Annotated in this window: 16 protein-coding genes and 1 pseudogene; 10 read left to right on the top strand and 7 right to left on the bottom strand. The window is 34.7% G+C overall.

Annotated elements, in window-relative coordinates; all coding sequences use genetic code 11:
• Positions 1-78: 78 nt before the first annotated feature.
• The 3 genes from LO754_RS12310 to LO754_RS12300 all read right to left on the bottom strand — a co-directional run bounded on the left by LO754_RS12310 (position 79) and on the right by LO754_RS12300 (position 2,036).
• Positions 79-561, bottom strand: a complete 483-nt coding sequence (locus LO754_RS12310; RefSeq protein WP_029747373.1) for a hypothetical protein — start codon at positions 559-561, stop codon at positions 79-81.
• Positions 562-780: 219 nt separating this feature from the next.
• Entirely contained in the window at positions 781-945 is a 165-nt protein-coding gene (locus tag LO754_RS12305) for an aspartyl-phosphate phosphatase Spo0E family protein (RefSeq protein WP_024364089.1), read from the bottom strand.
• Positions 946-1,505: 560 nt separating this feature from the next.
• Entirely contained in the window at positions 1,506-2,036 is a 531-nt protein-coding gene (locus tag LO754_RS12300) for a GNAT family N-acetyltransferase (RefSeq protein WP_231784433.1), read from the bottom strand.
• 275 nt (positions 2,037-2,311) lie between these two features.
• Here LO754_RS12300 and LO754_RS12295 point away from each other — a divergent pair, with 275 nt between their 5' ends.
• The 3 genes from LO754_RS12295 to ccsB all read left to right on the top strand — a co-directional run bounded on the left by LO754_RS12295 (position 2,312) and on the right by ccsB (position 4,593).
• Positions 2,312-2,791 (top strand): GNAT family N-acetyltransferase, encoded by a 480-nt coding sequence (locus LO754_RS12295; RefSeq protein ID WP_231784432.1) that lies wholly within the window; start codon positions 2,312-2,314, stop codon positions 2,789-2,791.
• Between the two features lie 11 nt (positions 2,792-2,802).
• A complete protein-coding gene (locus tag LO754_RS12290) occupies positions 2,803-3,225 on the top strand; it encodes a GNAT family N-acetyltransferase (protein WP_231784431.1) in 423 nt (140 codons plus the stop codon).
• Between the two features lie 198 nt (positions 3,226-3,423).
• Entirely contained in the window at positions 3,424-4,593 is a 1,170-nt protein-coding gene (gene ccsB, locus LO754_RS12285) for a c-type cytochrome biogenesis protein CcsB (protein WP_229386815.1), read from the top strand.
• Positions 4,594-4,667: 74 nt separating this feature from the next.
• On the opposite strand, the gene LO754_RS12280 is transcribed toward ccsB, so the two are convergent.
• From LO754_RS12280 to LO754_RS12270, 3 genes are all read right to left on the bottom strand, one after another.
• Positions 4,668-4,868 carry a cold-shock protein gene (locus tag LO754_RS12280; RefSeq protein WP_010859201.1) on the bottom strand — a complete coding sequence of 67 codons (201 nt, stop codon included), beginning with the start codon at positions 4,866-4,868 and terminating at the stop codon, positions 4,668-4,670.
• Between the two features lie 386 nt (positions 4,869-5,254).
• Entirely contained in the window at positions 5,255-5,881 is a 627-nt protein-coding gene (locus LO754_RS12275) for a response regulator transcription factor (protein ID WP_024364094.1), read from the bottom strand.
• The gene (locus LO754_RS12270) at positions 5,878-8,073 is read right to left on the bottom strand and encodes an ATP-binding protein (protein WP_231784430.1); all 2,196 of its coding nucleotides are present in this window, start codon (positions 8,071-8,073) and stop codon (positions 5,878-5,880) included. Before LO754_RS12270 ends, LO754_RS12275 begins: the two co-directional genes overlap by 4 nt.
• A 214-nt stretch (positions 8,074-8,287) precedes the next feature.
• Here LO754_RS12270 and LO754_RS12265 point away from each other — a divergent pair, with 214 nt between their 5' ends.
• The 3 genes from LO754_RS12265 (at position 8,288) to LO754_RS12255 (ending at position 10,695) form a co-directional block, all read left to right on the top strand.
• Complete coding sequence (locus tag LO754_RS12265) at positions 8,288-9,211, top strand: hypothetical protein (RefSeq protein WP_231784429.1); 924 nt, start codon at positions 8,288-8,290, stop codon at positions 9,209-9,211.
• A gap of 99 nt (positions 9,212-9,310) precedes the next feature.
• On the top strand, positions 9,311-10,324 hold the full coding sequence (locus tag LO754_RS12260; RefSeq protein WP_231784428.1) for a thymidylate synthase: 1,014 nt from the start codon (positions 9,311-9,313) through the stop codon (positions 10,322-10,324).
• A gap of 176 nt (positions 10,325-10,500) precedes the next feature.
• Entirely contained in the window at positions 10,501-10,695 is a 195-nt protein-coding gene (locus tag LO754_RS12255) for a hypothetical protein (RefSeq protein WP_024364098.1), read from the top strand.
• Positions 10,696-10,865: 170 nt separating this feature from the next.
• Here the strand turns inward: LO754_RS12255 and LO754_RS12250 are convergent, their stop codons facing one another.
• Positions 10,866-11,267: an FYVE zinc finger domain-containing protein gene (locus LO754_RS12250; protein ID WP_231784427.1), complete on the bottom strand. Its 402-nt coding sequence runs from the start codon at positions 11,265-11,267 to the stop codon at positions 10,866-10,868.
• Between the two features lie 180 nt (positions 11,268-11,447).
• Here LO754_RS12250 and LO754_RS12245 point away from each other — a divergent pair, with 180 nt between their 5' ends.
• The 4 genes and pseudogenes from LO754_RS12245 (at position 11,448) to aspA (ending at position 14,445) form a co-directional block, all read left to right on the top strand.
• Positions 11,448-11,654 carry a hypothetical protein gene (locus LO754_RS12245; protein ID WP_025219612.1) on the top strand — a complete coding sequence of 69 codons (207 nt, stop codon included), beginning with the start codon at positions 11,448-11,450 and terminating at the stop codon, positions 11,652-11,654.
• Positions 11,655-11,764: 110 nt separating this feature from the next.
• The gene (locus LO754_RS12240; protein ID WP_024364101.1) at positions 11,765-12,175 is read left to right on the top strand and encodes an Rrf2 family transcriptional regulator; all 411 of its coding nucleotides are present in this window, start codon (positions 11,765-11,767) and stop codon (positions 12,173-12,175) included.
• A gap of 74 nt (positions 12,176-12,249) precedes the next feature.
• A pseudogene (locus LO754_RS12235) lies at positions 12,250-12,875 on the top strand (NAD(P)-dependent oxidoreductase).
• A gap of 151 nt (positions 12,876-13,026) precedes the next feature.
• Complete coding sequence (aspA, locus tag LO754_RS12230; protein ID WP_024364103.1) at positions 13,027-14,445, top strand: aspartate ammonia-lyase; 1,419 nt, start codon at positions 13,027-13,029, stop codon at positions 14,443-14,445.
• The last annotated feature ends 40 nt before the right edge of the window (positions 14,446-14,485 follow it).

The raw sequence follows: 14,485 nt of genomic DNA, 5'->3' as shown, positions 1-14,485 counted from the left end.
AAAAGTATAATCGTTACTTCTAGATATGTTTTTTCATGCATATTATATAGTGTAGATAGAAGATTATTTCATTTATTATTATGGAGTATTGGCAGATTTTATTATTGGTGAGTAGGTACTACCCCCTATAAGTAAATTTTTTGTTTCTGCATCAATCACTGCATATTTATGAAATTCTTCTTGTGCATGTTGGCGATAGGAAGCCAAGAAATACACTTGTCTGTTTGGATGAATCATTGTGTGATTAGAGAGATCCATTTCTTGACTGACAGTATCTGTTTTCGTATAAAAAAATTCACGAGTTTCTGGCACGTCTTTAAATAATATTTTTTCACGCATGCTGAATGTTGCACCATGATATTCTTCATAGAGTGATTTATCTAATTGCTTATAAAATTCGTCTTCTACAAGAAAAGTTTGAAAGTGATTACTAGGGTATTTTAGCGTAGTGTTTGTTGTTGTGATTGGTTCACAAATAGTAGCAGTCGACTCTTTTGGTATAGACTGTGAGTGTGAAAATAGATTAGAAAAAACGACCAAGGTTAAAAGAAGTACTTGCATAATTTGGCCTCCTATAATTAGCGTTATAGGTAGATTTCCCAATTTCTTGTTATATATACGTTTCATGACAATAACATACAGAATTCTGGGAAAAGGCGATATAGCTTTTTAACGAGTGAAGAAATTGAATGAAAAACCAGCCAAGAAAATACTCTTTTTGACTGGTTTTATCCAAAATGCGCGTTTTTTATAAAATGTAATGATAATGACCCCTCCTTTTTAGGAAGCTTGTTTAAAATATCTGTTTAGCAACACATCTAGCTCTTGGCTATAGTCAACTACAGCAGGGTGTGTAAATCCTAAATCTTTTGCCTTTTTATACATAATTCTCCTTTTAATCTCGATTTCAAACTTCAAGAATTGTTTAAACAATAAATTTACCAACTTTTTCTCCTCCTAATTTTTCTACATATTCTTGATTTAAAATTCTCATGGCTTCGATTCAGCTTTTTCATTGTATATCAGTTAAAACAAAAAAATTGTCACATTGTGTATAGGAAATGAAATTCGTAATTTAGTCACATATAAGTCTATTTATGGATCATACTAATAAATAATAGACTAGTTTCATTTCTCCTTATTTTCAGCTTTTACGTTACATAATTAGCGCGTATAACGAGATTTTCTTTAAGAAATCGTTAAGAACTTAACGCGTATGATATATGTCTTTTTTACTAGATGAATTATTCTTCCTACCTAGAAAAGAAATTGCTAATAGTTACATTCATTCATATATTGTCGCAATTTATCAAATCCTATTATTTGCTGTTTAATTATTAGGGATTTTTCTTTTTTAAAATATTGAACTGAACAGTTTATAAACAACTGTTCATAATGTGATGGTTTTGGGAATCGAAATGCTCAAAATACAATAAGTAGCAAATGAGTAACGCACACATTCATTATTTTGAATGTGTGCGCTTTTTTAGCTACGTGGGGATTCTTCACGTAATATAAAATAAGAGAATATCGTGAAATTTGCCAAAGCGGAAAATTTCATTCCGTAGTATCCCTTCTTTTGTAAAGCCACATTTTTCATAAGAGCGAATGGCTCCTACATTAAAGCTGAACACTTGTAGTTTAATTTTGTTGATTGCAATGTAATCGAATATGAAGGTGATAAGTGTTTGCATTGCATCTGTTCCTAATCCTTTACCTTGCCATTTTTCACTTACTGATATGCCTACTAAGCAAGTGCTGTTGGTCCAATTGATAGAAAATACACCACATGATCCAATAAGCTGTTGTGTCGTCTTTTCAAAAATGCCGAAGAAAAATTCTTCTTTTTTTCCACTAATATTTCGAAAGAATGAAGAATGGTCTTCAACTGTATGTGGGAATGGTATCTCATCATTAGCAAGTAATAAAGTAGGCTTTTCATTCTCTATTTGTATATACTCTTCTAAATCAGAGGATGCCATTTGTTTTAATATAATTGATTGTCCATTTAGAAAATCTTTAAAATATTGTTCCATATAAAATCTCCCTTATCTAAGGGTGCAGTTTGTGTACTATCCCTTTGAAAATTAGTTTTTTTCAAACAACGTTTCTACTGCGTTAATTACAATCATATTCACAGCTCCTTTAATTTGAATAGTATAATAATAGCATAGTTTGGAATTTTAAGTAATTACATGAAAAAATAAAATGCAATCAAACTTTGTCAAATGATGGTTGGGTTTTGCTAGTAATTCCCAAAATAGGTTAGAATTTAATAATAAAAAATGTACTAGTTGGAAGAAGGGGTATAATGCGGTTAAAGTTTTATGATCAAACAGATTATTCATTAATTGAACAATATATGTTATCACAGGAGCAACTTCTCTATACAATGTCCCCAATGGCAAGTCTTAAACTCTCCGAAACCGATATCAATCGGCATGCCATTTTAGCAATGAAAGGTGAGAAGCTTGTCACTTTTTTTGTTCTTCACGAAAATGAAGGAGTAAAACCTTATTCAGAAAATAACCAAGCCATTTTAATTCGTGGATTTTCAACAGATATGCATGAACAAGGAAAAGGGTATGCCAAAGGAGCATTACAATTATTGCCTACATTTGTACGACTACATTTTCCTACAATCAATGAATTAGTGTTAGGTGTTAATTTTTCGAATACAGCAGCTCAGGCGCTCTATAAAAAATGTGGCTTTGTCGATGAAGGCATATGTGCAGTAGGCATCAAAAGTGAGTTGAAAGTAATGAGCTATTATTTACAAAGTGATCATTGAAGTGAGGAGGAATGCAGATGTACATAATAGAAGCAAGTATGGAACACTTCACTTTTCTCTGTGCATTGGATAAAGAAGTAATAGGTGACTATTCAAGAAGTGATCGCATTAAGCATGCAATAGTAGAAAGACGATGCATGATTTACAAAATACAAAGTTGTATTGCAGGATTTTTAATTTTTACAACGGATTTCTTTGATTGTAGTTTTATTTCATTAGTTATAGTCAAACCGTCTGAACGTAGAAAAGGTGTTGCTACCGCACTATTAGTAGATTTTATTGAAAGAGCACCCACTGCCAAAATTTTCACGTCAACGAATCGTTCCAATACAAAGATGCAAAACATATTTAACGCTACAGGATTTAAAAGAAGTGGCTATATAGAAAACTTAGATGACGATGATCCAGAAATTATTTACTTTACATTAAAATAGCAATCTTCGTATTCTTATTCATGGACAGGAGGGGGACTAGCGTAATTTGCTCCCTTTTTCTCTGTCATAATTTTGTAACATTATCTATTAATTAGGAAAGATGAGCTTCAAAAAGGGCACTTAATGTTTGGCAAGACGTTCTATTATGGAGAAGCAATTTACAGCTTCTACAAAAAAAGGATGTTGGAGGTCGTTGTGTTGAGTACTGAAAATTTAATAAGCTTAAGTGGGTATTCGTTATTTTTTGCTTTTATCTTGCTGTTAATTGCGATTTTACCGTTAGGATTAGCAGTAAAATCTGCAAGGCGTTCGTTTAGGAGACTAGGTCTTATACTTACATATTCAGCTTTCATTTTGCAATTAGTGTATTTTATTTTAAGATGGATTGCAGTCGAGCATGCACCTGTTAGTAATATGTATGAGTTTATGACGTTTTTTGGCATTATGCTAACAGCTAGCTTTCTTATTATTCATTACTTATATAAACAAATTGTCGTAGGGTTATTTGTAATTCCAGTAGTACTAATTATTTTGGGCTATGGAAGTGTTTTTACAAATGAGGTGAGACCTCTTGTACCTTCGCTGCAAAGTAACTGGTTAACAATTCATGTTATGACAGTAGCGTTTTCAAGTGCTATTTTATCGATATCATTTGCAACTGGTATTATCTATTTACTGAAATCTTTGGATGTTCATAAAAGGACGGGTAGTACCGTTGCGTTAGAGTTTGTTATGTACTGTTTGATTGTGGTAATTGGATTTAGTGCTACAGCAACGGTATTTAGTGTAACGACGGAAGAAGTACACATTCAATTTGAAAATGCGCAAGGTATGAAGGAAAAGGCAGTCTATACGATGACACCACTTATTGTTAATGAAGGAGCGGTCACAGAAAGTGGAGAGACAATCGGCTGGTTGAAGATTACGCCATCAATTGATGCCAAAAAGTTAAATTCTATCGTATGGGCATTTATGGTAGGAACCATCTTGTATGGTGCCATCCGACTGCTCTTGAGAAAGCCACTCATCGTGCTATTAAAACCATTAACAAGCCGTGTACAACCAGCTTTAATGGACGAAATTTCATATCGGGCGGTAGTGATTGGCTTCCCATTGTTTGCTTTAGGCGGTTTATTATTTGCTATGATTTGGGCACAAATTGCATGGGGAAGGTATTGGGGGTGGGACCCAAAAGAAGTCTGGGCGCTCATTACGTTTTTATTTTATGCGGCATTTCTCCATCTTCGTCTGTCAAAAGGATGGGAAGGGGAGAAAACAGCCTGGCTATCTATTGTTGGCTTTGGCATTATTGTATTTAATCAAGTTTTCGTCAATTTAGTCATTGCTGGTCTGCATTCTTACGCATAAAAAATAAGGAAATGAAAAGAGACATCCATAAAGGATGTCTCTTGGACTTTGAACTGTTAATTCTTGAACGAGAATTAAAGTTTTACAACGTTTGTAGCTTGAGGGCCACGGTTACCTTCTTCAACGCCGAATTCTACTTTTTGTCCTTCTTCAAGTGTTTTGAAACCTTCAGATTGGATAGCAGAGAAGTGTACGAATACATCGTTTCCACCTTCTACTTCGATGAAGCCAAAACCTTTTTCTGCGTTAAACCATTTTACTGTACCTTGAGTCATTTAAAAAACCTCCAAAAATAAATTCAACAATCATATTCCTTCAATCAGTATAAAATAATACCATAATCAGAAGCTCGCTAGAACACGTTACTATTGAATACGTGGTTTCATTGTTTACGATGAAGCAATTTAATTATTACTTTCATTATATAACAGATTCATACATTTATCCAGCAAATGCCGTTTTTTAGTAAGAAAAAATTACATAATATCATTTTTAACTATAATGATAATAAAAAATGCTAAAAAACAAAGGTATAAAGTGCTTCGTATACTAAAAAAACACTAAAAATCGTTTTATATTACCATTTATTTGATTTTCGATATAACTTTATAAACGACATGTAGAAGTTATTGGGAAAATCCGAGTGACTGTCACCGCTCAATTAGTCAATCCATGCTTTTTCTTTGGCAACAATGACTGCTTCAGCACGTGATTCCACATGTAATCTGACAAAAAGTTTTGATAAATAATTTTCCACTGTACGCTGGGTAACGCCTATTGCAGAGGCAATGGCTTTATTGGTACATCCTTGTGCAACCAGCTGCAAAATTTCCTGTTCTTTATGACTTAGTAATACTTCCTGCTTAGCATTGGAACGATTCGAGTGCTGTTGGACAAAGTCTAAAAAATCTGCTGATAATAAAATTTCCCCTCGCAAAGTGGCTTGGATTGTTTGAATTACCTGTTCTTTTGTAGCGAGCTTCGATAAAAGCCCATCTACTTTTTTTTCTACAAGAAGCTCGTAATAATCGGATAATTCGTAGCCTGTATAAAGAATAATTAGCGCTTCAGGCTGTTGTTTCTTAATCATTTCAGCTAGTTGAATGCCGTTTAACGGTTTCATATTAATATCAATTAAATAGAGCTGAAAGGGGTGTGATTCCATTCTAGCCAGTACATTGGCACTTTCTTGTTCTGTTTCAATATGGACATTTTCTAGATCTTGTAATAATGTTTTTGTTCCGTCTAAAACGACAGGATGATCATCTATTATCAATATTTCAATCATTTGTAGGGTTCCTCACATTCCTCTTGAATTTGAATATAAATATGCATGCCATCATTGGGTTTGGAGGTAATGGTCATATCTCCGTTAAAGGCTCGAACACGTTCTCGAATGCCGTTAATGCCCATAGAAGCGGAGGATTGCATTAAATCTTCAATATCACAGCCGATACCATTATCGTCGTATTGGAGAACAAAACCGTGGTTTATAGCAAGTAGTTTAAGTGAAACTTTAGATGCATCGGCATGTTTAATAGCGTTATTTAGCATTTCTTGAACTAGACGATAGACAACTAAATGTAAAGTTGGATCTTGGAACTGAACTCGATCGATTTGTGTATTTAATAGAAAGTTTGCACGTATTTTCACTTTTTGTACGAGTTTTTTCAATGCCATTTCTAAACCAAAAGTATCAAGTAAAGGAGGGCTCAGATTTTCGCAATACTCCCGTAAATCTTTCGAGGCATTTAACAGTTGTTCCCGAATATCTAATACTTTCTTTTCCTCAATAATCGGAGAGCTAGCGATAACATCTAATTCTCTCGCTAAATGTAATTGCTCCTGTAAAATAGTGTCATGTAATTCCTGTGCTAAAATACTCTTTTCTTTCTCAATAATATTCCATAATAATTTATCAAGCCAAGGAAGTTGGGTGTTATGGGTGTCTTTCATGTGCTGAATATCTCGTACTAAATCTTCAATTAGTTTTAAATTATCAATAAACATAGAGACGTATAATGCTAGTAACTCCAACCATAGAAGTTCTTCTTTTTGTAAAGTGTGTCTAATTCGTATAAGAATCTTTTCATCTACTGTATCATGGATCAGAAGTTGTGTCAGTTGGCTCTCTACTTGAATTTCACCACGAGAAAATGGGACATCTTCCATGATTGTTTCAAGCGTAAATGCAGTTGTCCCGAGTTTTTCGGTTATTTCATATTTGAGACTTGAAAGTAATTCCTGTTGGCTTTTAGCTTTACTAATACGTTTAACGGCTGCATATAAATTATGGACATAATCACCAGATGATGAAAATATAATTTTTCGATGTTTAAAGTCAAGTTGCTCTTTGACATAAAAACTGGCTATAAAACCAATAAAAATAATAAGAAAGACAATAATCATCAATTCAATTGAAAGATAGTCCAAAAATAGGATGGCTAATAAAGACGATAAAATAAATGAACTGAAAAAAGCGAGTGATGAATAATAGCGAAAACGAGATAATTGGTATTCAATATCAAATAAGCGTTCGTTCACTTGAATAAAAATAAAGGAAAAAGGTATAAACAAAATAAATAAAACACTAATTTCAGGTCGTATTATCGCGTTATACCCTAAAATTTCGGGTACAACAAACAACAATAGAAATGGCAAAAATGGGACGATACAAGAAATAGCGATTAAGCGTATTTTAGCTAATCGGGTTTGTAAATAGCTCGTTAATAATATATAGATTGCATAGAGTACCAATACCGCAAATAGACTGAGCGTTACAATCGGGGTAATAACCCTAAATTGTGGAAATAGCATTTCAATGATAAAGCAACATACAATAACAAACGGGAGCAAATAGAGCCACTTTACATCTATATACTTCCATTTTATGTGTAAAAAACGATAATATTGTTGTAGGAAATGAATGATAAGCACTAAGCACAAAACTAAACAAATACCGTTTACAATCATGCCAATGATGTTTCCTCTACTTGAAGCCCCTACACTTGTATAAGCTAAAGAGCAGGTTAATAAAAATAGCATTAGTAATTTCGTAATTAAAGTATGGTTATTTCGCTTCCATAAATAGATGGCAACACTTAAACAAAGGATGAAATAAAACATCGGAAAAACAATATGTAAATATAACTCTTCAGGTAAATCCCTATGTTTAATTTGGACTGTTCGAACAGTACCATCTGGTTTTAGTAGTGTTAGCTCTTTCGCCGATGTAATATAAATATCTGCTTGAGAAGTGCCAAAACCTTTAGCGGGCTTTTGATCGATTGATAGGATCATATCACCTTGCTCAATCTTTTTTTGTTGAGCCCATTCTGAGTAATAAGGATGAATAATAACAGGTAGTGTATTCGATGTATCGACTAAAATATTAATATAAGGACCACGAATGGCAACAACCAGAACATAAATGCCAAGAAGTAAATATGTTAAAAAAATACTAAAAGTTAATTTGCTCATAAAAGACGCTCTTTAAATATTATAATCATAGTATAGTGCTCCGTTTCATCATGAAGTATCTACTATATTATCCATAATTTTTAATTTTTTTGGAATACCGAAATAAAGTGTTTCGGAAAACCACTAACATTTTTTCGGAATAACGAAATAGTCTTTTCGGTATAAGCTGTGATAATGTGAATCTAGCCTAAGTGACGGAAAGGGGGAGCACTGTGTGAAATGGAGTGTGCTGTCACTCATCCTAATTTTCCTAGTCGCCATAGTGGCGTATCCCAAAACGACATTTGCTCAAACTTTTAATAAAGATGCAATAGAAGTAGATATTTGTATCATTGGAAGCGACAATCATTTTGTCTATAAGATTCCAAAACAGTTACATAATGATACGCCTTATTTTGAAATGCAAAATGATATCGAAGCTTCCTTAGCTAGCCATTGGAAAGTGCAAGGGGGTCATGTTGAAACAAATCATTCGAATGTAGCGTATACTTTTTTTATCGAGGATTTATTTCAAGAAAAACAAGATGGTCATTTGAAGTTATCTATACCATATCGCACTTTAGTAGGCATGTTTCGTGAAGATGAAGCAATTCAATTGCGCATTATGGCGAGTAAATTAATGAATTGGCAAGTAAACGCAAAAGAATGGGCGTCACTAGGATTTGTTCAGCCACTGACTTTTTTGAGTGAAAGTGAATATGTCTACAATGGGGCTGTTAACGAATTGTTGCAACAACGAGTTGCCCATTTTGATGGGGCGATCGCTAAGCGTCAAATGTTGTTACGCAGTGTTATGTATTTTAGTTTTATTATTGTTCAAATTTTTGCATGTTTACTATTATCCAGACGTTTGAAAAAACGAATCATTCAGCACCCTGAAGAAATGCATCAATTTAGAAAACTAAATTATATGTACCAAATCATTCCTTTATTTATTGTTATTGTGCAAATTATATATTTAGTGATGTCTGGTCTACTAACAGCATTTGGCATTTACTTTAGTCCTGGCATTGATTTGTTGTTTATTATTGGGCCAATTCTTTTTACAATTATATTGTTGCCGATGTTTTTTGTTCCGACAGAAAATGAAATTGCAAAAGAATTACAACATAATAAAATGGATTCACACTTAGAATAGTATCCCTGTTTGTAATTAATACAATAAAATGCGATGTAGCTGTTGGAAAGTAGTTTGTTTTTGTAATTCGACGTTCACTCCTCAATATAAGATGTTATAATGGTCAACAGCATATTTGAAGGAGCTGGTGACAAATTGACGCATCCAGAGACTGCGTATTTAAATTTACTACAACATATATTAGAAAATGGGATAAAAAAAGAGGACCGTACGGGGACAGGTACGTATAGCATCTTTGGCCATCAAATGCGTTTTGACTTAAGTCAAGGCTTTCCGCTTTTAACAACTAAACGCGTACCATTTAAACTTGTAGCTAGTGAGCTTCTTTGGTTTATTAAAGGAGATACAAATATTCGCTACTTATTACAACATAATAACCATATATGGGATGAGTGGGCGTTTAAAAAATGGATTGAATCCGATGAATATTATGGACCTGATATGACAGATTTTGGTCGTCGATGCTTAACGGACGAAGCGTTTAATGTTGTTTACCAAGCTGAGCTGGCATCATTTTGCGACCGTATTTTAACGGATGATGATTTTGCAAGAAAGTACGGCGATCTTGGGAATGTCTACGGCAAGCAATGGCGCAATTGGACAACGTCAAACGGGGAAAGTCTTGATCAATTACAAGATGTTATTCATCAAATTAAGCATAATCCAGACTCACGTCGTATTATTGTCAATGCATGGAACCCTGAAGATGTCATTAATGCAGGGGCAAAAGGAAGCAAAGCGGCTTTACCACCTTGCCATGTTATGTTTCAATTTTATGTGGCAGAGGGCAAATTAAGCTGCCAATTAATGCAACGTAGTCTAGATACATTGCTTGGCTGTCCATTCAATATTGCCTCTTATGCATTATTAACACATTTAATTGCGCATGAATGTGGGCTTGAAGTCGGCGAATTTATTCATAGTATTGGCGATGCACATATTTATGCAAATCATGTGGAGCAAGTAAAAGAACAGCTTTCACGTGAGCCGCGGGAACTACCAACCTTGAAAATAAATCCGAATAAAACGTCGATTTTTGACATAGAACTTGAGGATCTATCCATCGAGGGCTATAATCCACATCCAGCAATTAAAGCACCGATTGCGGTTTAGTCAAAAGTAAGCAGCAGCCATTTTGGTGGCTGCTTTTTTGATGGCATGGACTAGGTCCAAATAATCTATTTTGATAAATAGGCAAGTTGGTGGATGTTTCGATAGGGGGCCTACTATTATAGTATTTATGGTATTATAAGGTATATTTTCTAATAAAAGCTTTAGGGGTGGCTAGGTTGAGAGAAAGAATAGTGCTACAAACGACAACAAAAGCAAAGATTCTTCGATTGCGCGAAAATGGGGAGTCCTCGTTCCCAAAAAATCAGCAGCCTCAACAGGATAGTCCAGCTATTACCACTACATTAACACAAGAACAATTAGTAAAAATGATGCAAATTATTGAGGAAATCCGTGTGAATGGTACTAAATAAAAATGTAAGCGCCTTCGATAAATAAAGACAACGCTAATTACCTTAACTCTTGTCCGGTTGTATCATAAAAAGTAAATATGGCAGGAAACGTATCTTCTGCATCAGGAGGTAGTTTAAATGTTCATAAATGGCGCAGAAGTATCAACTTCGACTTCTTTTTCAAAATTCATCTAGTTTGTCAATTGTATTTTGGCAACATTGCTGTCTAATTCGTGTACATATAGTGTGCCATAGTTACCTTTATTGGTTTTATATTGTCGATAGGTTTCTGAGGGATCTGTTGCTAAATAAATAAATTTAAGTTTGCCATTCCACCCTTTATTAAAACGTGCATGACCATACTGACTATCGTTTATTTTCAACTGGGCTAACCACATATTTGTTTCTTCTATTCGTTCAAAATGCATGATTTGTATGCTACTGTCGATAAATTCTTCTAAAAATTCTTTCACTGTTGTTTCGGATGATTTTAGATGATAGTCGTTATAATAAGCATTTCCGTAAATGAAAAGTCCTAATAATAGTAATGGTGAAAATGAGCATATTACAATTAATATTAATTTGATTTTCATGCTAAATATCCTCCTGTCAATAAAAGTTTTCACATTTAATCTTTATTCAATTATATCGATTTTTACTTTTACTCGTCTATCGATTATATTTTGATGATGATTTCTAACTTGTGCAGTAAGAAATCATCACTATAAATTCAAGCGCCTTCTAAGCTATAATGGCGAAGGAGGTGTTTTTAGATGAACGTAATTTTTATAGAAACAATGACAGGGACAGAGCTTTTACAGATGGTATCACATGATGTGGCTGGCATACTAGCTGCGGCTCAAGGAGAAAGTGTAACGTTCCCCGTTGGTCATTATAAATATGAATTTCACAATCTAGATTTCTATGAAGAAAATGGTCAAATCCAACAAGAGCTCGTTATTTATATGACAAAAATTTAAATTCGATAGCGGGTGTATTTTTGTGAATAATGAACAGGTTAAGATATGAGCAAATGATTTGTAATTATCTTAACCTGTAACTATAATAGTTACAACAGGTGGTGATTCGTATGGTCAATAGTCGATTTTCAGTCGCTATCCATATACTTTCGCTCATTGCTACAACATCTGATAAAAGTCAGCTTACATCTGATTATATTGCAGGTAGTGTCAATACGAATCCCGTAGTCGTACGACGAATGATTGGGAAATTGAAAAAAGCAGGCTTGTTAACATCTCAGTCGGGAATCGCTGGTTATGGCCTTGTTATTGAACCAAAGGATTTGTCATTGTTGAGCATTTACCGAGCGATTGACGGTCCAGAGCAACTATTTGCAATACATGATGAACCGAATCCTGCATGTGCTGTCGGCCGACAAATACAGCATACGTTGGAAACGGTTTATCTAGATGTTTGGCATGCAATGGAAAAACAGTTACAAGCACAAACGTTACAAGATGTGCTAGATCAACTTCGTTAAAAGTAACGAGGTCGGTCTTACTGTATTCAACCTGTAACTAAAACAGTTACAACTAATTGTAGGAGGAATTTATAATGAAAATAGGCGTTATTGGAGCAACAGGAAAAGCAGGGCAAAAAATAGTGGAGGAAGCATTACAACGTGGTCATAACGTTACAGCCATTGTTCGTTCAGCTTCTAAAGTAAAAGAGGATATTCAAGTGATAGAGAAGGATGTATTGGATTTAACGCAAGAAGATGTAAAGGGTTTTGATGTTGTTGTGAATGCGTTTGGTGCACCACTTGGACAAGAAACATTACATGTTGCTGTAGGTCGTCATTTAATCGCTACCTTTAACGGCATTGCCACAAAACTATTCGTAGTGGGGGAGCAGGCAGCCTATATGTAGACCCAGAAAAAACGATTCGTGTTATGGAGACGCCTGATTTTCCGGAAATGTTTTTGGCAACTGCAAAAATCAAGGTGAAAACTTGCAAGACTTACAAGCATCAAATATTTCGTGGACATTTTTAAGTCCTTCTGCCCTATTTGATCCAGAGGGTACGTTCAGGTAGCTATACAACAGGAATAGATCATTTGTTAGTGAATGCTAAAGGTGAAAGTTATGTCAGCTATAGTGATTATGCGATTGCAGTATTAGATGAAATAGAAAATCCACACTATTTAAATAGACGTTTTACCGTTTCCTCAACTAAATAATCCTACTGCCGAGCGTATGAAATATGCTCGGTTTCTCGCTATTTATCGTCGTTTACGAAAAAACTTTCATTTTACTGATAAATGACTGTTTACAAGACGGCATTTATTAGCTACTATCAGTGTGAGTATTAGTTCAAAGGAGACGACAATAATGTCCACACAACGTATAGAAAAAGATTTTTTAGGTGAAAGAGTATTACCAGCAGATGCTTATTACGGGATTCAAACGCTTCGTGCAACAGAAAACTTCCCAATTACAGGCTATAAAATTCACCCAGCCCTAATTAAAGCAATGGGTATTGTAAAAAAAGCAGCAGCATTAGGTAATATGGAAGTACACCTATTATCAAAAGAAATTGGAGAGGCTATTGTCGAGGCTGCACAAGAAGTCATCGATGGTAAATGGGATGCTGAATTTCTAGTAGACCCAATCCAAGGTGGTGCAGGCACTTCTATTAATATGAATGCGAATGAAGTTATTGCGAACCGTGCTCTTGAAATTTTGGGTAAAGCAAAAGGGGACTATCAAACGATTAGCCCGAACAGTCATGTTAATATGTCACAATCAACAAACGATGCCTTCCCTACAGCGATTCATATTGCTGTATTAAATTTAATTGATGAGCTTCTGGTGACGATGGAAAATATGCAAGCCGTATTCCATCAAAAAGCAGAGCAATTTGCACATGTTATTAAAATGGGACGTACGCACTTACAAGATGCTGTACCAATTCGCTTAGGACAAGAGTTTGAGGCTTATTGTCGCGTAATTAACCGTGATATTGTTCGTATCCGTCAAACACGTCCAAACTTATATGATGTCAATATGGGGGCAACAGCTGTCGGTACTGGGCTTAACGCTTTCCCAGACTATATTAAATCTGTAGACCAACATCTAGCTGAAATTTCTGGCTTACCATTAAAAGGTGCTACACATTTGGTAGACGCTACGCAAAATACGGACGCTTATACGGAAGTGTCAGGGGCACTAAAAATTTGTATGATTAATATGTCTAAAATTGCGAATGACCTTCGTTTAATGGCATCTGGTCCTCGTGCAGGTTTAGGAGAAATTATTTTACCAGCACGTCAACCTGGTTCATCTATTATGCCTGGTAAAGTAAATCCTGTAATGCCAGAAGTGCTAAACCAAGTTGCATTCCAAGTAATTGGGAATGACCATACAATTTCTTTAGCATCTGAAGCGGGTCAATTAGAATTAAACGTAATGGAACCAGTGCTTGTATTCAACTTAATTCAATCAATTAGCATAATGAATAACGTTTTCCGTGCATTTACAGAAAACTGTTTAAAAGATATCGAAGCAAATGAAGAACGTATGAAGGAATATGTAGAGAAAAGTGTGGGTGTCTTAACAGCAGTCAATCCACATATCGGTTATGAAGTAGCTGCTCGTCTTGCACGTGAAGCAATTCTTACAGGTCGTTCAATTCGTGAACTTTGCATTGAAGCAGGTGTCTTAACGAAAGAGCAATTGGATTTAATTTTAGATCCATATGAAATGACACATCCAGGTATCGCTGGTTCTAGTATGATGAAATTAAAATAATTTCTAAAGAGGCTGGGACAAAAGAGAAAAGGTGTTAGAT

It is taken from the genome of Lysinibacillus sp. GJ-1, from assembly GCF_021166035.1.
Lineage (GTDB): Bacteria > Bacillota > Bacilli > Bacillales_A > Planococcaceae > Lysinibacillus > Lysinibacillus sphaericus.
Note: the sequence above shows the minus strand (reverse complement) of the source record. Positions and strands in the feature narration are given on the sequence as shown.